This window comes from Nonomuraea sp. NPDC050783, from assembly GCF_040802095.1.
In the GTDB taxonomy this organism is placed as follows: Bacteria; Actinomycetota; Actinomycetes; order Streptosporangiales; family Streptosporangiaceae; genus Nonomuraea.
In genome coordinates, this window is sequence record NZ_JBFAHK010000003.1 from 137349 (window position 1) to 154640 (window position 17292).

Genomic DNA, 17292 nt, shown 5'->3' on the forward strand with positions numbered 1-17292 from the left:
ATCAGCCCTTCACCCCTCCGGTGGCGAGCCCGGACTGCCAGTACCGCTGCAGGAACAGGAAGGCGATCATCAGCGGGACGATGGACACGAACGACCCGGTGAGCACGGTGGAGAACAGCACCTGCCCGCCGCCGCCGGCCGCGGCGGCGTTCTGCCAGTGCGCCAGGCCCACCGTCACCGGGAAGTACGACGGCGTGTTCAGCATGATCAGCGGCAGGAAGTAGTTGTTCCAGGTAGCCACGAGCTGGAACAACAGGACGGTCACGATGCCGGGGCCGAGCAACCGCAGCGCAACGGTACGGAAGATGCGGAACTCCCCCGCCCCGTCGATCCGGGCCGCCTCCAGCAGGCTGTCGTCCACGGCGTCGGCGGCGTAGACCCGCATGAGGTACACGCCGAAGGGGCTGACCAGGGAGGGCAGGATGATCGCGAGCGGGGTGTCGGTGAGGTTGCCGGCCGCGAACAGCAGGTACGTGGGGATCGCCAGCGCGGTCAACGGCACCATGATGGAGCCGAGGATGACGTTGAAGACGAGGCCGGAGCCGCGGAAGCGGTACTTGGCGAGCGCGTAGCCGCACATCGTCGCGAGCGCCGCCGCGCCCACGGAGCCGATCACCGCGTACCCGACGGTGTTCAGCAGCCACTGCGCGAAGATGCCGTCCTGGAACCGGAACAGCGCGGCGAGGTTGTCGAAGAACGCGAAGGATTCGCCGAACCACAGCCCGAAGGAGGTGAACAGGCCGGCGTTGTCCTTGGTGGTCGACAGCACCAGCCACAGCAGCGGCACGATGAAGTACAGCACCGTCACCCAGACCAGGACGGTGAGCACCGAGCTGCGGCGTTTGCCGCGCGCGACGGGGCGGCGGTGACGCGTCCTGTTCGTGGTGGCTCTCACGGGGGTCGCGCTCATGCCTGCCGCTCCTTACGGTTCGCCGCCATCTGCACGACGAACGAGACGATCATGATGACGAGGCCAAGGAGGAACGCGATGGCGGCCGCGTAGTTGATGTCCTGGCTGCGGAAGGCGAGGTTGTAGGCGTACAGGTTCGGGGTGAAGTCGGTCCCGATCGCGTTGGGCGCGATGTTGAACAGCAGGCTGGGCTCGTTGAAGAGCTGGAACGATCCGATGATCGAGAAGATCACCATGAGCAGGATGGTGGGCCGTAGCGCCGGCAGCTTGATGCTCCACGCCACCCGCCACTGGCCGGCTCCGTCGATCTCGGCCGCCTCGTAGAGGCTCTCGGGGATCGAGCGCAGCGCCGCGTACAGGACGATCATGTTGTAGCCGATGAACTCCCACCAGACGATGTTCATCGTGGAGCCGAGCACGGTGTCGGCCGTCAGCAGGTTCGGGGCGTCCAGCCCGACCGCGTGGAAGAGCTGGGTGATGAGCCCGGAGTCGGCCCCGTAGATGTAGCCCCACATCAGGGTCGCCACGACGCTGGGCACCGCGTACGGCACGAAGATGAGCAGCCGGACGGCCTTGCCGCCGCGGACCCTGCCGCTGTCGAGGGCGAGGGCGAAGAAGATGGAGGCGACAAGCATGATCGGCACCTGCACGAGCAGGAACAGCGCGACGCGGCGCAGGCCGCTCCAGAAGCTCGGGTCCTCAAGGGCTCTGGCGTAGTTGGCCAGCCCGCTGAACACCTCGCCGCCGACGAGTTTCGAGGTGAACGTGCTGAGGTAGGCCGAGTAGGCCAGCGGCACGATGAAGAACGCCGCGAAGACCACGAGGAAGGGAACGACGAGGAGCCACGCCGTCCGGGTCTGGCCGGCGCGGACGCCGCTGCGACGCCGGCGTGTGAGTTGGGCTGTCATGACTGCTCTCATGGTGCGGTGGGGCGGGGACGTCCGCCCGCCCCCGGTCGGTCACTTGACGGTGAAGCCCTGCTGCTTGGCGTAGTCGACGACCTGCTGCTGCCAGGCGGTGAGGGCGGCCTTGAGGTCACCGTGGTCGGAGATCGCCTTGCCGAGCGTCTCGTCGTGGCTGGAGTTGACGTAGTCCATGAACGGCAGCCACTGCTGGTTCTGCGCGACGGTGCCGGCCACGTCGGCGAAGAACTGGTTGACCTGCTGGCCGCCGTAGAACTCCGACTTCTGCCCGGTGAACTTCGGGTCGGTCAGGATGGCCTTCGTGGTGGGGAACAGGAACTGCTCGTTGGCCAGCTTCAGCGTCGAGGACGGGTCGTGGTTGATGAACTCGGCCAGCATGTACGCCGCGATGGGGTTGTCCGAGGCGGCCATGACGGCGTTGGAGGAGCCGCCCCAGTTGGCCGAGATGCTCTGCCCGGCCTCCCACTGCGGCAGCGCGGCGGCCGCCCACTTGCCGCTGGTGTTCTTCGCGGTGCCCTGCAGGAACGTCGGGCCCCAGGCCGCGGTGAGCCAGGAGGCGTACTTGCCGCGGGACAGGCCCTGGTACCACTCGTCGGTGAAGTCGGGGTCGGTGGACACCAGGTCCTTGCCGATGAGGTCCTGCCAGTAGCCGACGACCTTCTGGGTGATCTCGGTGTCCAGGTTCACGCTGACGGTCGTCTTGCCGTCGTAGGAGAAGGGCGTGGCGCCGGCCTGGGAGAAGAAGCCGAGGATCTGGGGCATGTCGTTGCCGGGCAGGTTCGTGATGTAGGCCCCGGTCTTCGACTTGACCGCCTGGGCGGCGGTGGCGAAGTCCGCCCACGTCTTCGGGGCCTCGACGCCTGCCTTCTTGAACAGGTCGGTGCGGTACAGCGTGCCGAGCGGGCCGGAGTCCTGCGGGATGGCCCACACTCCCCCGTTCTGCTCGACCTGGGTCCAGGCGCTCTCGACGAAGTCCGGCTTGAGCTTGGCGGCCCCATACGGGGTGAGGTCGAGCAGGCTCTTGGTCTGGGTGAAGGAGGGGATGCGGTCGTAGCCAATCTGCGCGACATCGGGGATGCCCTTGCCGGCCTTCAAGGCGGCGCGCAGCTTGACGTACTGCTGGGTCGCCCCGGCGTTGTTGATGAGGTTGACCTTGATGTTCGGGTACTTCTGCTGGAACAGGTCGATCTCTTTCTGGATGTCCGGCACCCATGCCCAGAAGTCCAGCGTGGTCGGCGTGTTCATCGCCTTGTCGATCTCGGCCTGGGTGACGGCCTTGGCGGTGGCCGGGGCGGTGGACTGCGTGGTGCTGGGTGAGCCGCATCCGGACAGGGCCAGGACGCCGCTCAGGGTGATCGCTCCGAACGCCGTGCGTAGTGTTCTCATGGGTCTTCTTTCACTGGAGCTTGAGTACGATCGCGGCGCGTGCCGCGAGAGGAAGGCGGTCGCCGGCGGCGTAGCCGGCGCCGGAGAGGAGATCGACGGCCTTGGCGGGAGCCACCACGCCGGCCGGTTCGGACGACCAGTTGGAGATGAAGGCGAGATTGCCGGAGCCGGTGGCGACGGTGACGGCCTCGGGGGCCTGCCACTGTTGCTTGGCCGTCTCGGGGACGGCCCAGTGGGCGATGCTGCGGGACAACGGCGTGTTCGGAACGGTGCCCAGGTAGCTGATCCGGCCTGCCCCGAACGCCTTGGTGGTCAGGGCCGCCGACGCGCCGATCTCGTTCGGCGCGTACGCGGCCAGCACCTCCGCGTCGTCGACCTGCAGAACGTCGGCCCACCCGATCCCCGCCGAACCCGGCTCCAGCGCGAGAGCGGTCGCCGTCACCGGCAGCGGCTCCAGGAGGTTGCTGAACTCGTCGTAGTGCACGCCGGCGGCGTCGCCCAGGATCGCCGGGGCCACCGCCGCCCGCGCTCGGGCCAGCTCGTCGCCGTAACCGGTACGAATCCCGACGATGAGATGGCCGCCCGCGGCGGCGTACGCACGCAGGTGGTTCAGCACGGCGTCATCGGCCACGTACACCGCCGGCGCCACGAGGACCGGGAAGCGGCGGGCCAGCTCCGCCGGGTCCGTGGTGACGAACTGGCTCAGGTGCTGCACGCGGATCTGCGCGCCGGCCTCGAAGAAGCCCCGGTAGAACGCATTGAAGATGTCCAGGTAGGCGCCGGTGTTGGGCGACCCGTCCTGGTTCGCCAGCGGCGGGGCGAACTCGAACGTCCACTTCGTGTCCGTCGAGTACAGCAGCAGCACGTCAGCGTCCGGCATGTAATCGTCCAGCGCGGTGCCGAGCGCCTTGAGCGCGCCGCCCAGCTCGGCCACCTCCCGGTAGATGCGGCCGGGCTGCCCGCTGTGCGGGATCACCCCGCCCCAGTACGTCTCCGCGCCGAAGTGCAGCGTGTGCCAGTGCCAGTACTCGATCATGCGGCCGCCGCGGGCCAGCAGCGCGAACGCCGCCTGCCTGAGCTGCCCCGGATACGGCGGCAGGTTCTGCCAGGCGTCACCGATCGACTGCGCGTTGGTCTCCGTGACCAGGTACGGCGCCTGCGCCGAGGACCAGGCCCGGTCCCCCCACGCGAACAGCGCCCACACCCCGGAATGCCACCACAGCGCCTCGGCCGGAAACTCCCGGTGCCAGTCCAGGCCGGCCTGCATCCGGTAGTACGGGTTCCCGGCCACGACGTCGAGCGAGCGCACCAGCTCGTCGTCGGCCACCTGCGGCCGCGAGTAGGACAGGCAGGTGGTGACGAACTGGTCGTTGCGGGCGTACTTCCGCACCACGTCCGCCTGCCAGGCGATCAGCTCCGTCGCCAGCGTGGACTGGAAGCGCCGCCACTCCAGCTGGTACTGCGGCATCAGGTTGCCGTCCGGCCGCCACAGGTCGGCCCAGTCGGACAACCGGTGCGACCAGTACACCAGGCCCCACGCCTCGTTGATCGCCTCGACGGTGCCGTAACGGTCCTTGAGCCAGTTCACGAACCGCTGGAAGGTGTGCTCGTTGCGCGGCAGGTGCAGGCCCGGCTCGTTGTCGACCTGGTAGCCGATGACGGCCGGGTGGCCGGCGTACCGCTCGACGACCTTGCGCACAATCCGCTCGGCGTAGAACCGGTAGGCCGGGTGGCTCTGGTCCATCTCCTGGCGGGCGCCGAAGCCGTTGCGGCGGCCGGTCTCGGCCTCCACCGCGATCTCCGGGTGCAGGCGCTGCAGCCACGGCGGCACCGCGTAGGTCGGCGTCCCGAGGATGACGCCGATGCCGCGCGCGTGCGCCCCGTCGAGCACCGGCTGTAGCCAGTCCAGCTCGAACTCGCCCTCACGCGGCTCCCACGTCGACCACACCGACTCACCCACCCGGATGACGGTGAAGCCCGCCTCGCGCATCAGGTCCAGGTCGCGGTCGAGACGGTCTTCCAGCTGGTACTCCGTGTAGTAGGCGGCGCCGAACAGGACGCCGGAGAACCGGGGAGCAACAGCCATTCGTGATCCAATCTCGTTCGATGTCGTCTCTATGTTGTCGACAACATTTGTTCGCGACCGTACTCCGGGTAGAAGATCGGCCGCAACGTCCCGTCAGTTACGGCCTGGTAACGAGCTGCGAGGTGGAAGCGCGGGCGATGAGGTGCGGCAGGGCCGGAAGTGCCTGCTCCTGGGCCTGCGCGCCCTCGATCTTGGCGATGAGTTCCTCGATCAGGAAGCGGCCCTCGCCCTCGAAGTCCATCGCCACGGTCGACAGCGACGGCAGCACGTAGCGGGCTTCCGGCAGATCGTCGGTGCCGATGACACTGAGCTGCTCGGGAACCCGTACGCCCGACTCGACCGCGGCGCAGACCACCCCGATGGCCATGCTGTCGTTCGCCACGCCGATCGCCGTCACGGCGCGCTCGTCCTCGCTCAGGCTGCCGTAGGCGGCGTACCCCGACGCTGCGGACCAGTCACCGTGCCGCACCCAGGCCACCCGCCCGCCACGCTCGGCCACCCGCTGCGTGAACCCTGACATGCGCCCCCGCGCGGCCAGCCACATGTCAGGCCCCGCCAGGTAACCGATGACGCGATGCCCCAGGTCGATCAGGTGGTCCGCCGCGCACCGCCCGGCCAGCTCGTTGACCCCGGGCTCGTCCGTCCCTGCATCGGGCTGCGGACTGATGATCAGCGGAGCCGCGGTCGCCTGCCTGCGCAGCTCCTCAAGCACGATCTCGGTCTGCGCGGTGGCGAGGATCCCGGCCACCTGGTGCTCGGTGATCGTGGCCAGCGACGTTGCGACCGAACCCGCGCTGGTGCCGTCGGCGACCACCACGTCCAGGACATACCCCAGCTCGTGCGCGCGCTCCCCCGCCCCGGTGAGGATGCGCGCGGGCCCGCTCTGATCGATCCTGTCGGCGAGCACCCCGATGCGGTTCGTCCGCTGCGAGCGCAGCAGCCGCGCCGCCGAGTTCGGGCGGTAGTCGAGCGCGATGAGCGCTTCCTCCACCCGCTTACGCGTCTCCGGCCGGATCCCCTGGAAGCCCTTGAGGAACCTGGTCACCGTCTGGTGGGAGACGCCGGCATGCCGTGCGACGTCGTAGATCGTCGGAGCCTTCACGCCTCATTCTTACCCCCTTCCCACAGCCGCCGTGACCTGGCTTCCTGGAGATCGGCGAGTTGGTGCACGCATTGATCGACACCGCCACCGAACTCGACGCGTTCCCCGTGGATCGTGCACAGCTCGCCGACGCGCTCACGTTCTGGATCACCGACGGGGTCGCCAGGGATGCGATGGACGGCGGCGAACTCGCTCCCCTCGCCGCCTACGCCCATTTCAGCCGGATCTTCGAGCTCAGCGCGCACTCCGGTCGCCGCACTCACCCGCCTTGAGCCGCTCCTGGGCAAGATCGACGAGACCCTGGCGCTCCTGGGGGCCATCGAAGAGCGCACGCGGGGAGCCGGCCACTCCCCCTCCGCGTTCGGCACGCTCATCGCCGAGCGCGCCCGCCAGTTCGTCGGCAGAACGCAGTTCATCTCCCGAATCAAGAAGGTGCTCACCGGCATCCGGATGCCACGGATGAACTCAATCATGGGGCGGTGGGTGCAGTCATGCCGTCACGAGCTTCTCGACCGCTGTCTGACCTGGAACGAACACCACCTACGGCACGCCCTGCGCGAATATGAACACTTCTACAACCAGCACCGAGCACATCAAACCCTGAACCAAGCCGCCCCGCTGCGCACCGTCCCCGGTCCGATCACGGCCCCAGAGCAAATCGACATGAATGTACGCCGGCGAGACCGGCTCGGCGGCGTCCTCCATGAGTACTCACAAGCGGCGTGACCTGCGTGGATGGAATTGTCGGCAGGCGCAGACACCGAGACCCGGCGCTCACGGCGCTCCCTGGCCCTGCCCCAGCGCTGCGTAGAAGCGCTGAAGGAGCATCGCGAGCAGCAGCGGAAGGACAAGAAGGCGGCGGGCGAGAAGTGGCAGGAGCACGGGCTCGTCTTCGCCTCGCTCGTCGGCACGCCGCTCGACGCGCCCAACGTGCGCCGCGTCTTCCGGCGGATCGTCAAGGACGCGGGGATGCCCGCGTCCTACTGGACCCCTCGCGAGATGCGGCACAGCTTCGTCTCACTGCTCTCCGACTCCGGCGTCCCTTTGGAGGACATCGCCCGGCTCGTCGGCCACAGCGGGACGGCGGTCACCGAGGCCGTCTACCGCAAGCAGATCCGCCCCGTACTGCTGCAAGGAGCTGCGGCAATGGACGCGATCTTCGCCCCCGCAGTCACTCAGTTGGTCACTCACTCATGCGAAAGGGTGCCACCCTTCCGAGTGACACCCTCATCGACCAGCGAAAACCTGGTCGGGACGACAGGATTTGAACCTGCGACCCCTTGACCCCCAGTCAAGTGCGCTACCAAGCTGCGCTACGTCCCGGTTGTGTCGGCCGCCCCCTGCGGGGCGGGACGTCATAACCTTAGCGCACATCGGAGGTACACGCGCACACGGAGAACGGGAGCGGAGGGCGCCTGGTGGGGCGTAGGGCGACGATCGACCGGGCTGAGTTGGCCAGGCTGGTCGGCCGGGGCATGAGCGTGCAGGAGCTGGCGGAGCATTTCGGCGTGAGCGAGTCGGGGATCTTGCAAGCCAAGCGGGCGGCGGGGCTGGCCAAGCCGATGATGGACCACAGCCGGGCGGTGCCGTGGAAGCTGGCGCGGGCGCATGCCCAGTCGGGGCCGGCGACCAATCTGCGGAACCTGTCGGCGGCGGCGCAAGGGCGGCCACCGGCGGCCGAGCGGCTCAATACGGCGTTGCGGTGGGCGCAGCGGCTGGTGGACGCCGGGCTGGACGTCCGGTACGACGCCGTTGAAGGGTTCAGTGAGGTTCCGGCCGCGGGCTCCGGGTCTCATGTCGCGGGTGTGCTGGCCGAGGCGCGGGCGGCGCTCGAAGCAGGTGACGCCGCGGCGTTCGAAGGTGAGTAGTGCCGGGGCGGTCGCAGGCAGGTAGTACCGCGGTGGTGGCGGGGAGGTGGCGTCGCGGTGGTCGCGGGCGGGCCGTCCCGGATGAGCCGCGCAGATGGCCGTTCCGGGCGGGTGGTTCCGCCGGGAGTCCGGCGGGGGTCCGGCGGGGAAATTTGGGCCTTTTAGTGGGGTGGGACGAGTTTTATGTACCCTCCCCAGGGAAGTCGCTGGTCTCAAGAAAAGAGACCGGAGGCGAACATCATGACCACCTCTGTATGGGTGGCCGTCGTCGTGGTCGCGGTGGTGGCGCTCGCCGCTGTGGGTTACTTCGTGGGTCAGCGGCAGAAGCGCCGCAACCACCTCCGCGAACGTTTCGGCCCGGAGTACGAACGCGTGGTCTCCGAACGCGAGAACCGGCGCGAGGCCGAGCAGGAGCTGCTCGCCCGTGAGGAGCGGCTCAACGAGCTCGACATCCGCCCGCTCGCCCCGGAGGCCCGTGACGCATACGCGAACCGGTGGACCACGGTGCAGGAGCGTTTCGTGGACGCCCCCATGGCGGCGGTGACGGAGGCCGACCAGCTGGTCACGTCCGTCATGGCCGAGCGGGGTTATCCCACCGAGGACTTCGAGCAGCGGCTGTCCGACCTGTCGGTACGGCACGCCTCGACCCTCGACCACTACCGGGCCGCTCACGAGATCAGCGGGCGCGCGGCCAGGAAGGAGGCCTCCACCGAGGAGCTCCGCCAGGCCATGGTGCACTATCGCGCTCTGTTCGAGGAGCTGCTCCAGGAAACCGCCCAAGGACGGTGAAGACATATGAGCAGCAGCGACGAGCTGAAGGTGCCGGCGCGGCGGCCCGATGAGGAACAGCGGGCCGAGGACGGCCCGCGCGAGGCTTACGAGCACGGCTACGAGCGCGGTCACGAGGACGAGCGGCAGGCCCAGGCCGGCCGGACGGACACCAGGGACACCACCGAGACCACCGACATCACTGACACCGCCGACACCCGGGACGCTACGGGTGCCTCGGATGTGCGGGCTTCGGGGGTTCCGGCCGACGAGCGGGTCTACCCGCGCGGGCAGGAGCCCGCGGACGAGCGGGATCACCTGGACGAGCGGGACTCCGCGGACGAGCGCCGGCGGGACGCCGGCGCGGTGGACGTGGACGACGACGAGTTCGCCCGCAGCGAGCAGGCCACCGTCCCGTCGCCGCCCCCGCGGAGCGACGACGCGTACGCGACCGCGGTTCCCGGCGCCGTGACCGCGGGGGGCGACGACGTCCCTTACCGGGAGCCCTACCCCGGGACCGGCGGCGACGGCACCCAGGCCGACGAGCACGACGAACGCAACGAGCACGACGAGCGTGACGAGCGTGACGGGCTGACCCCGGCGGCGGCCGGTGAGGTTCCGGCCGAGACGCCGGCGCACGCCGCTCCCAGCGACGTCACCCTGTTCGACCAGGACCCGGCCGAGGTGCAGGCCCGCTGGCGCGACCTGCAGGCCGGGTTCGTGGACGACCCGAGCGACGCCGTGCAGCGGGCCGACGGCCTGCTGGGCGAGGTGGTGGAGTCGCTGACCAGCAGCCTCACCAGCCGTACGGCGGCCCTGCGCGAGCGCTGGAAGGATGTCGAGGCGCCGGACACCGAGCAGCTCAGGCAGGCTCTGCGCGAGTACAGGAACGTCCTGGAGCGCCTGCTGGCCCTGTCGTCGGCCTCGGCGCCCGCCTCGGGGGCCGGCGGCCCGCAGGCGTCCACGTACGGCTCCACCCCAGGCGGTACCCACGGCTCCACGTACGGCTCCACGTACGGCTCCCCGGATCAGGGATGAGGTGAGGATGAGATGCTCGCGGTAGTCGCGGCGATCATATTCGGGCTGGGATTCCTGCTCGACCTGGTAGGCGCACGGATCCCCGGCGGGATCTCGGGCATGACCTTCGCGTTGCTGGGGCTGTGCCTGCTGGCTCTGCATCAGGCAGGCGTCGGCACGGCCAGCATCCGTAGCGGATACAGCAACTGGCGAGGCCGCGCCCGGCGCTGACCGGTCGACCCGCCCGACGGAACGGCCCTCCGCACCGATCGCACCGCATGCGATCCGGCGGGGGGCTGTTCCATGCGGACGTCCCGAAAAGCATGGGGATGTCCCGAAAGGCACGCGGACGTCCCGAGACATGCGGACGTCCCGAAGACCGGGCCCGCGTCTTGCTACTTGCCGGGAAATCGCATGATCACCGTGCTGCCGCCGCTGCCCACCCGCAGGGTCAGGTCGGACGACAGCAGCCGGGCCACCCACAACCCCATGCCGCCCACCGCGCCGGGCATCGGCCCCGGCTTCCAGGTGCCCTCGTCGTGAACCTCGACGATCAGGTCACCGCCCACCGTCCAGGTGCGCATGACGGCCCGGTCGGCGCCGTGGGTGACGGCGTTGGTGGCCACCTCGTTGACGGCGATCACGAAGTCGCCGATGGCCTCCTCCGGCATGCCGGCGTCACGGGCGCCGTCCTCGGCGAACTGCCGGACCCGCGGCAGGTCCCCCAGCCCGAACCGGAGTCGTCGCACGGGCGCGCCGGGCGGCGGGCTCGTGTAGCCCGACTGAGGCTCGACCTCCTCGTTCACCCGGCGTCCTTCTTCTCAACCCACCAGCTCGGTGCGTAGCTGGTCCAGTACCTTCCTGAGGATGCGCGAGACGTGCATCTGGGAGATGCCGAACTCGGCGGCTATCTCCGCCTGCGTCATGTTGCCGAAGAACCGTAGCAGCAAGATGTGCTTCTCGCGCGAGGGGAGGGCGTCGATGAGCGGTTTGACCGCTTCCCTGTCGACCATCGTACTCAGCGTGTCGTCGTCCTCGGGGATGACGTCGCCGAGCGAGGCGGCGTCGTCGTCGGTGCCGAGGGGCGCGTCGAGCGAGAGCGTGCTGTAGGCGGCGGAGGCGTCGAGCGTGAGCAGGACGTCCTCCTCTGTGATGTTCATCTTCGCGGCGAGCTCGGCGACGGTGGGCGACCTGCCGAGGTCCTGGCTGAGGTCGGCGACGAGCCTGTTGAGCTCGGAGCGGCGCTCCTGGTAGAGGCGCGGCACCCTGATGGCCCAGGTGCGGTCGCGGAAGTGGCGCTTGACCTCCCCTGTCATCGTGACGACCGCGTAGCCCCTGAACGCGTGCCCGAGGCTCGCGTCGAAGCCGTTGACCGCTTTCATCAGGCCAACATACGCGGCCTGGAGGAGATCCTCCAAAGGCTCGCCCCGGTAGCGGTAGCGGCGGGCGATCTCCATGGCGAGCGGCCGGTGCATCTCGACGATGCGCTCGCGCAACCGCTCTCTGAGGCTGTCGGGGGTGTCCTCCCGGACCATCTCGGCCAGGAGCTCTTCTGCTGACATCTCCTCGAGGACGTATTCCTGCACAGCCATCGCTGCTCCTCTTATGGATGCAGGCGGCCTCGCGCGGGACAGAGAAAAAGCCCATGCAGAGGCACGCCTCGCTCAACTCTCGAGACGAAAGCCCGCTGCTGGACTTCGGCTCCAGTGTCCCCCATCGCGCCGGAAGTATTCCTCCCTCGTGTGGTGACAGTAGGGTTGCTGCGTGACAATGCCGGAAAACGGCGACGGGACCGCGGCGGCCCTGAGCCTGACGTCGTCAGCCGTCGACGGGATCACCGTGATCCGCGTCGACGGCGTGCTCGACGCGACCACGCGCGAGCAATTCGCCGATTACCTGTCGATGGCAGGCTCCGACGTGATCCTCGATCTCGCCGGAGTGACGTTCATGGACTCGCGGGCGCTCGGCCTGATCGTGCATCACTGGCAGACGAGCCTGGCCTCTGGTTCCAGGTTCGCGCTGGTCGGCGTGGAGTACTCCAAGTCGAAGGTGATGTGGATCACGGGCCTGGCGCAGCGCCTGCCGCTGTACGACACGCTGGACGACGCCCTGGCCGCCATCGGATAGCACCCCGCTACCCGATGGCGCCGCCAGGGCGGCCGGCGCCGGATCCGCGGCGCGACTTGCGCTGGTGCTCCTCCACCAGGAGCCTGGCCAGGTCGGCCACCTTGACCTGGTGGTGCTGCGAGATCCTGCGCAGCTCCTCGAAGGCGGCCTCGGCGGAGACTCCGCTGGTCTGCATGATGATGCCCTTGGCCTGGTCGATGAGGGCGCGGCCGGCCAGCGCCTCCTGGAGCTGGGCGGCGTCGGTGCGCACCTCCTCGAACTCCCACATGTTGGCCATGGCGACGCCGAGCTGCTCGGTGAGCATGTCGGCGAGCGAGTGGGCGCCCTGGGGCGAGAACGCGCCCGGGCGCACCGAGTAGAGGCCGATGACGAGCTGGGCCTGGGCCACGTCGATGGGCACCAGCAGGGCCGAGCGCACGCCCCAGCGGGTGGCCAGGGCGTCGTAGCGGGGCCAGCGGCCGTCGGTGAGCACGTCGGACACCGAGGCTCGGGCGCCGCTCTTCCTGGCTTCGACGGACGGGCCCTCGCCGAGCTCGCGCTCGCTCTCGACGAGCAGGATCAGCTCGCTGTGCGAGCCGGCGACCAGCACCCGCTGGTCGCGCCGGTGCTCGGCGGAGGCTCCTGAGCAGCCGGGCACGCCGGCGGCCAGGGCCGTGGTGAGACCTCGGAGCACGCTCTCCATGGAGGTGTCCTCGCCGAGACGGCCCAGCGTGGCGAGGTCGCGAGCGAGCCCGGGAGTGATCAACGTGGTGGATTCCATAGCGATAAGGCTCTACCCCATATGGCAACCAATATCCTGGGTAGCGTAGCGTCAGAGGATGACCATGCCGGACCTCGAACATGCGCTGGACGCGCTGGCCGGGCGCGTCTCCTCACTGCGTGAGGCGAGGACCGCCTACCCGGACGACCTGGCGCCAACCCTCGATGCCGCCCTCGCCGAGCTCGACACCGCAACCGAGCTGCTCGCCGAGGCGCGCGAGCAGCTGCGCAAGGCCCCCAAGCGGACCGCGAGCAGGAAGGACGGCGCGCAGCGCGAGCTGAAGCTGCTGCGGCAGGTGTTCCGGGCGTTCCCGGTGCCGGTGATCGTGCTCGACGGCGGCGGCGTGGTCCGGCGGATCAACCCCGAGACCTCGCGCATGCTGGGCAGCCCGGACGGCTACCTGGTGGGCCGCTCGTTCCCGCTGCTGGTGGACGTCTCGCGGCGGGCGGCGTTCCGCTCGCACCTGACGTCGGTGCTGCAGACGGGGCAGCCGTCGGCGTTCGAGACCCGGCTGGCGCACCAGGGGCGCACCCACACGGTGCAGGTGGCGCTGACCAGGCTGACCATGCCGGGCGAGCCGCAGCAGATGGTGGCGGCGGTGGCGCTGCCGACCGAGGTGCAGCTTCCCGAGCCGGGCGCGCGGCCGGAGCAGTCCGACGGCGCGCTGCTCATCGCCGCGGCCAAGCGCCAGGACCTGCTGGTCAAGATGGGCAAGCTGCTGCTGGACGAGCAGGCGCTGCTGCAGCCGGTGGCGGTGGCGCGGGCCACGCGCCTGCTGGCGGCCGAGTGGGCCGACTGGGTCATCGCCGACATCCTGCGCGACGGGCTGCCGCGGCGCTCGGTGGTGATGGGGCCGAAGAACCAGCCGGTGGCCGGGGTGATCCGCCAGGTCGAGGGGGCCGACCCGGCCGGCAGCCAGGTGGTGCTGCAGGTGCTGGAGCGGCGCAGCGGCGTGGTGCAGGAGATGGTGGACGACGAGACGTTGCTGGGTTTCTGTCCCGACGGGCCGTTGCTGACGGTGATGGGCGCGGGCTCGATGGTGTGCGTGCCGATCGGGGTCGGCGACGGGGCGCTGACGCTGGTGCGCGGGCACGACCGGCCGCCGTTCACGCTGGCGGACCTGGCGGTGCTGCAGGAGGTGGGGCTTCAGCTCGGCCTCGCGGTACGCGCCCAGACCAGCTACCAGAGCCGCTCGCGGGCGGCGGACGCGCTGTCGGCGAGCGTGGCGCCGCGCAACCTGCCCGACATCCCCGGCTACGAGGCGGCGGCCGTCTACCACCCGGGCTCGTCGGTGGGCGCGGAGTTCTACGACGTGTTCCCGATCGCGAACGGCTGGGGCTTCGCCCTGGGCGGCGCGGCCGGCAAGGGCGAGGAGGCGGCCTCGGTCAGCGCCATGGTGCGCGGCGGGCTGCGCGTGCTCAGCGTCTGGGAGTCCGACCCCGGCCTGGTGATGCGCAAGGTCAACGAGGCGCTGGTGGCGCAGGGCACGGGCATGTTCGTGATGGCCGCGGCGGGCTTCGTCAAGGGGCGCACGATCCGCATGTCGTCGGCCGGGCACCATCCGGCGGTGCTGCTGCAGCCCGACGGCGGCGTGCGGTACGCGGCCGGCGGCGGCGTACCGCTGGGCATCGCGCCCGAGGCGGAGACCGGCGTGGAGACGCTGACGGTCGGCCCCGGGGAGACGCTGGTGCTGTACTCGGAGGGCCTGATCTCCTCCAGGAACGAGCGCGGCGAGCCGTACGGCGAGGAGCGGCTGGCCGATGTTCTCGGCAGATGCGCAGGTCAGGCGCCCTCCGCGGTGGTGAAGGCGGTGGAGGAGGATCGTAATCTCTTCTCCGGTGGGCAGGTATGGGATGAGATCGTGGTGTTCGCGCTGCGGGGTGTCTGATTAGTGGGGGTTTGCGATCGCGGCAAACCTGGGTATCCTCTCTCTCACAGACTTCCGTGCCTAAGACGCAGGCACACCTTCTGACGCTCTTTCACGTTGCTGAGGTGTGCCATGAATATCGCGATCGTCGCTTCCGCCGGAGGCAGCCAGCGCCACCGCCTTCTCGCCGTCGCCCGCGAGCTGGGCCGCGAGCACCACGTCACCATCTACTCCCGCCGTGACAACACCGAGAGCAAGCCCAAGACGCGGGTGGCCCCGGGCGTCACGCTGGAGCACCTGGACGTGGGCCCGGCCAAGGACCTGCCCGCCGACGCCGTGCTGCCGTACCTCAACGACATCGGCGACCACCTGTCGAAGCGGTGGAGCCAGGACCGTCCCGACGTGATCCACGCGCACTCCTGGACCTGGGGCCTGGCCGCCGTGGCCGGCGCGCAGGGCCTGTCGGTGCCCGTGACGCAGACCTTCCACACCGTGGACACCGCGCACAAGGACGTGGAGCGGGCGCTCGGGCGCCGCGCCCGCGCCGTCATCGCCGGCTCGGGCGACGAGGAGTCCGCGCTGATCCGGCTCGGCGTGCCGCGCAACAACATCGCGATCGTGCCCCACGGCGTCGACACCGAGCGCTTCCAGCGGCGCGGCCCGGCCGTCACGCGCGGCTCGCGCAAGCGGCTGCTGCACGTCGGCCCGCTCACCCCGGACCGCGGCGCGCACACCATCGTGCGGGCGCTGCAGGGCCTTCAGGACGTGGAGCTGGTCATCGCCGGCGGCCCCGAGCCCGAGGACCTGGACGCCGACCGCGACGCCCGCCGCCTGCGGGTGCTGGCCGAGCAGCTCGGCGTCGCCGACCGGGTGACCCTGCTGGGCCAGGTCAAGCGCGCGGCGGTGCCGAAGCTCATGCGCGGCGCGGACGCCGTGGTGTCGGTGCCGCGCGAGGCCACGACCGGGATCGTCGCGCTGGAGGCCATGGCCTGCGGCGTGCCGGTCATCGCCTCGGCCGTCGGCGCGCACCTCGACTCCGTCATCGACGGCGTCACCGGCCTGCTGGTGCCGCCGGACCGCCCCGCCCGTACCGCGCGGCTCGCCCGCGAGCTGCTGCAGGACCCGACGCTGCGCACCGCGCTCGGGTACGCGGGCGCCGACCGGGCGCGCTCGCGCTACTCCTGGGAGCGCGTCAGCCAGGAGCTCGTCCGGGTGTACGAGGCGGCCTGCGCCTGACCCCGACGACCGACCATCGCGCGAGACGCCATCCGGCCCCGGCAGGACCTCCTGCCGGGGCCGTCCGCTTTCCCGGCCGTACGAGGAGCTACCGGCTCCGGGCCGTACGAGGAGTTACCGGCTCCCGGCCGTACGAGGAGCTACCGGCACAGCCGGGCCGCCTTGAGCCCCAGGTGGACGGCCAGGCGGTCGTCGCCGTCGGCCAGGTCGCGGCCGGTCAGGCGCTCGGCCTTGCCCAGCCGGTAGTACAACGTCTGGCGGTGGATGCCCAGCTCGGCGGCGGTCTTCTGGGCGTGGCCGCCGAGATCGAGGTAGACCTCGACGGTCTGGGCCAGCTCGGCGTCCAGCGCCGCGGTCTCGGCCGCCAGCTCGCGCAGGTCCGGCAGGCCGAGCCGGGCCAGCAGGCGGTGCACGCCGAGGTCCTCCCAGCGGGCGACCGGGGCGTAGCGGGGGAAGTGCTCGGCGATGCGCAGCGCCTGGCGGGCCTCGCGCCAGCTCAGCCAGGCGTCGGCCGGGTCGGGACGGGGCCCGCCCACGCCGGCGGCGGTGCCGTACGCGCTCTGCACGGTCTGCGCCACCTCCCCCGCCAGGTGCGCGGGGGCGAGCAGCGCGACCGGCGAGCCCGGGCGGGCCAGGACCCCGCGCGGCAGCGTCCACAGGGCGGCCACCCGCTCCGGCGACTCGCGTACCGCGACGGCCGTGACCGGGCCGGCCGCGTCGATGGCGGCCCCGGCGCGCTCCTCGGGGTCGGGCGAGAGCAGCGCGAGCAGCCCCCGCCCGAGGTCGCTGCGGCTCCTGGCCTCCTGGGCGAGCGCGGCGGCGGCCCTGGCCACCAGCGGCGCGGCCGAGGCCAGCCGCTCGTCGGTGAGCGCGCCGGAGTCGAGCAGCCACAGGTAGCCGTAGGTGACCTCGCCGTGCCGCAGCGGCCAGCACACCCTGGCCAGGACCTTGAGCGCGGCGTCGGCCGGGATGCGTACCGGCCCGTCGGCCCTGGCGATGCCGTAGCGTTCGAAGTAGTCGCGCACCTCGCCGCTGGCCCGCCGGCGCAGGATGGACTCCTGGCGGACCGTGTCGATGTCGCCGTGCTGCGCCCCGTAGGCGAGCAGGCGGAAGGAGCGGTCCTCCAGCGTCGCGGACGCGCCCAGCCGGGCGGCGATCTCGTCGACGGTCTCTTGTAGGTCTGCCGGGTCATACATTTGTACGACAGCCTGCCACACCTCCCGTTACGCCCGTCGATAGCCC

19 protein-coding genes and 1 tRNA gene are annotated in these 17292 nt (G+C 70.4%); 10 read left to right on the forward strand and 10 right to left on the reverse strand.

Going from position 1 to position 17292, the window contains the following annotated elements:
- Position 1 precedes the first annotated feature (1 nt).
- The 5 genes from AB0H75_RS08755 to AB0H75_RS08775 form a co-directional block, all read right to left on the reverse strand.
- A complete protein-coding gene (locus AB0H75_RS08755; protein WP_367792743.1) occupies positions 2–910 on the reverse strand; it encodes a carbohydrate ABC transporter permease in 909 nt (302 codons plus the stop codon).
- Positions 907–1818 carry a carbohydrate ABC transporter permease gene (locus tag AB0H75_RS08760; RefSeq protein WP_367792746.1) on the reverse strand — a complete coding sequence of 304 codons (912 nt, stop codon included), beginning with the start codon at positions 1816–1818 and terminating at the stop codon, positions 907–909. The genes AB0H75_RS08755 and AB0H75_RS08760 overlap by 4 nt, the downstream gene beginning before the upstream one ends.
- 51 nt (positions 1819–1869) lie before the next feature.
- Complete coding sequence (locus tag AB0H75_RS08765) at positions 1870–3219, reverse strand: ABC transporter substrate-binding protein (protein ID WP_367792749.1); 1350 nt, start codon at positions 3217–3219, stop codon at positions 1870–1872.
- Between the two features lie 10 nt (positions 3220–3229).
- Positions 3230–5305: a beta-galactosidase gene (locus AB0H75_RS08770; RefSeq protein ID WP_367792752.1), complete on the reverse strand. Its 2076-nt coding sequence runs from the start codon at positions 5303–5305 to the stop codon at positions 3230–3232.
- Positions 5306–5402: 97 nt separating this feature from the next.
- Positions 5403–6407 carry a LacI family DNA-binding transcriptional regulator gene (locus AB0H75_RS08775; protein WP_367792755.1) on the reverse strand — a complete coding sequence of 335 codons (1005 nt, stop codon included), beginning with the start codon at positions 6405–6407 and terminating at the stop codon, positions 5403–5405.
- 71 nt (positions 6408–6478) lie between these two features.
- Here AB0H75_RS08775 and AB0H75_RS08780 point away from each other — a divergent pair, with 71 nt between their 5' ends.
- From AB0H75_RS08780 to AB0H75_RS08790, 3 genes are all read left to right on the forward strand, one after another.
- Positions 6479–6679: a hypothetical protein gene (locus tag AB0H75_RS08780; protein WP_367792757.1), complete on the forward strand. Its 201-nt coding sequence runs from the start codon at positions 6479–6481 to the stop codon at positions 6677–6679.
- 160 nt (positions 6680–6839) lie between these two features.
- Entirely contained in the window at positions 6840–7133 is a 294-nt protein-coding gene (locus AB0H75_RS08785) for an integrase core domain-containing protein (RefSeq protein WP_367792760.1), read from the forward strand.
- Between the two features lie 9 nt (positions 7134–7142).
- On the forward strand, positions 7143–7691 hold the full coding sequence (locus AB0H75_RS08790) for a tyrosine-type recombinase/integrase (protein ID WP_367792763.1): 549 nt from the start codon (positions 7143–7145) through the stop codon (positions 7689–7691).
- Here AB0H75_RS08790 and AB0H75_RS08795 read toward each other — a convergent pair.
- Positions 7654–7730: transfer RNA gene (locus AB0H75_RS08795), tRNA-Pro, on the reverse strand. The genes AB0H75_RS08790 and AB0H75_RS08795 overlap by 38 nt on opposite strands.
- Before the next feature lie 152 nt (positions 7731–7882).
- Here AB0H75_RS08795 and AB0H75_RS08800 point away from each other — a divergent pair.
- From AB0H75_RS08800 to AB0H75_RS08815, 4 genes are all read left to right on the forward strand, one after another.
- Positions 7883–8275 (forward strand): hypothetical protein, encoded by a 393-nt coding sequence (locus AB0H75_RS08800; RefSeq protein ID WP_367792766.1) that lies wholly within the window; start codon positions 7883–7885, stop codon positions 8273–8275.
- A 240-nt stretch (positions 8276–8515) separates the two neighbouring features.
- Positions 8516–9064 carry a hypothetical protein gene (locus tag AB0H75_RS08805; RefSeq protein ID WP_367792770.1) on the forward strand — a complete coding sequence of 183 codons (549 nt, stop codon included), beginning with the start codon at positions 8516–8518 and terminating at the stop codon, positions 9062–9064.
- A 6-nt stretch (positions 9065–9070) separates the two neighbouring features.
- Complete coding sequence (locus AB0H75_RS08810) at positions 9071–10081, forward strand: hypothetical protein (RefSeq protein ID WP_367792773.1); 1011 nt, start codon at positions 9071–9073, stop codon at positions 10079–10081.
- A 12-nt stretch (positions 10082–10093) separates the two neighbouring features.
- Positions 10094–10291 carry a hypothetical protein gene (locus AB0H75_RS08815; protein ID WP_367792776.1) on the forward strand — a complete coding sequence of 66 codons (198 nt, stop codon included), beginning with the start codon at positions 10094–10096 and terminating at the stop codon, positions 10289–10291.
- A gap of 164 nt (positions 10292–10455) precedes the next feature.
- Here AB0H75_RS08815 and AB0H75_RS08820 read toward each other — a convergent pair whose 3' ends face one another.
- Positions 10456–10866 (reverse strand): ATP-binding protein, encoded by a 411-nt coding sequence (locus AB0H75_RS08820; protein WP_367792779.1) that lies wholly within the window; start codon positions 10864–10866, stop codon positions 10456–10458.
- A gap of 15 nt (positions 10867–10881) precedes the next feature.
- The gene (locus tag AB0H75_RS08825) at positions 10882–11652 is read right to left on the reverse strand and encodes a SigB/SigF/SigG family RNA polymerase sigma factor (RefSeq protein ID WP_367792782.1); all 771 of its coding nucleotides are present in this window, start codon (positions 11650–11652) and stop codon (positions 10882–10884) included.
- A gap of 178 nt (positions 11653–11830) precedes the next feature.
- On the opposite strand from AB0H75_RS08825, the gene AB0H75_RS08830 reads away from it, so the two are divergent.
- On the forward strand, positions 11831–12187 hold the full coding sequence (locus AB0H75_RS08830) for an STAS domain-containing protein (protein ID WP_367794190.1): 357 nt from the start codon (positions 11831–11833) through the stop codon (positions 12185–12187).
- A 7-nt stretch (positions 12188–12194) separates the two neighbouring features.
- Here the strand turns inward: AB0H75_RS08830 and AB0H75_RS08835 are convergent, their stop codons facing one another.
- Positions 12195–12947 carry an ANTAR domain-containing protein gene (locus tag AB0H75_RS08835; RefSeq protein ID WP_367792785.1) on the reverse strand — a complete coding sequence of 251 codons (753 nt, stop codon included), beginning with the start codon at positions 12945–12947 and terminating at the stop codon, positions 12195–12197.
- Positions 12948–13005: 58 nt separating this feature from the next.
- Here AB0H75_RS08835 and AB0H75_RS08840 point away from each other — a divergent pair, with 58 nt between their 5' ends.
- Together AB0H75_RS08840 and AB0H75_RS08845 are read left to right on the forward strand one after the other, a co-directional pair.
- On the forward strand, positions 13006–14835 hold the full coding sequence (locus AB0H75_RS08840) for a SpoIIE family protein phosphatase (protein ID WP_367792787.1): 1830 nt from the start codon (positions 13006–13008) through the stop codon (positions 14833–14835).
- A gap of 111 nt (positions 14836–14946) precedes the next feature.
- Complete coding sequence (locus AB0H75_RS08845) at positions 14947–16050, forward strand: glycosyltransferase (RefSeq protein ID WP_367792790.1); 1104 nt, start codon at positions 14947–14949, stop codon at positions 16048–16050.
- 140 nt (positions 16051–16190) lie between these two features.
- Here AB0H75_RS08845 and AB0H75_RS08850 read toward each other — a convergent pair whose 3' ends face one another.
- Complete coding sequence (locus AB0H75_RS08850) at positions 16191–17246, reverse strand: PucR family transcriptional regulator (protein WP_367792794.1); 1056 nt, start codon at positions 17244–17246, stop codon at positions 16191–16193.
- Positions 17247–17292: the final 46 nt, after the last annotated feature.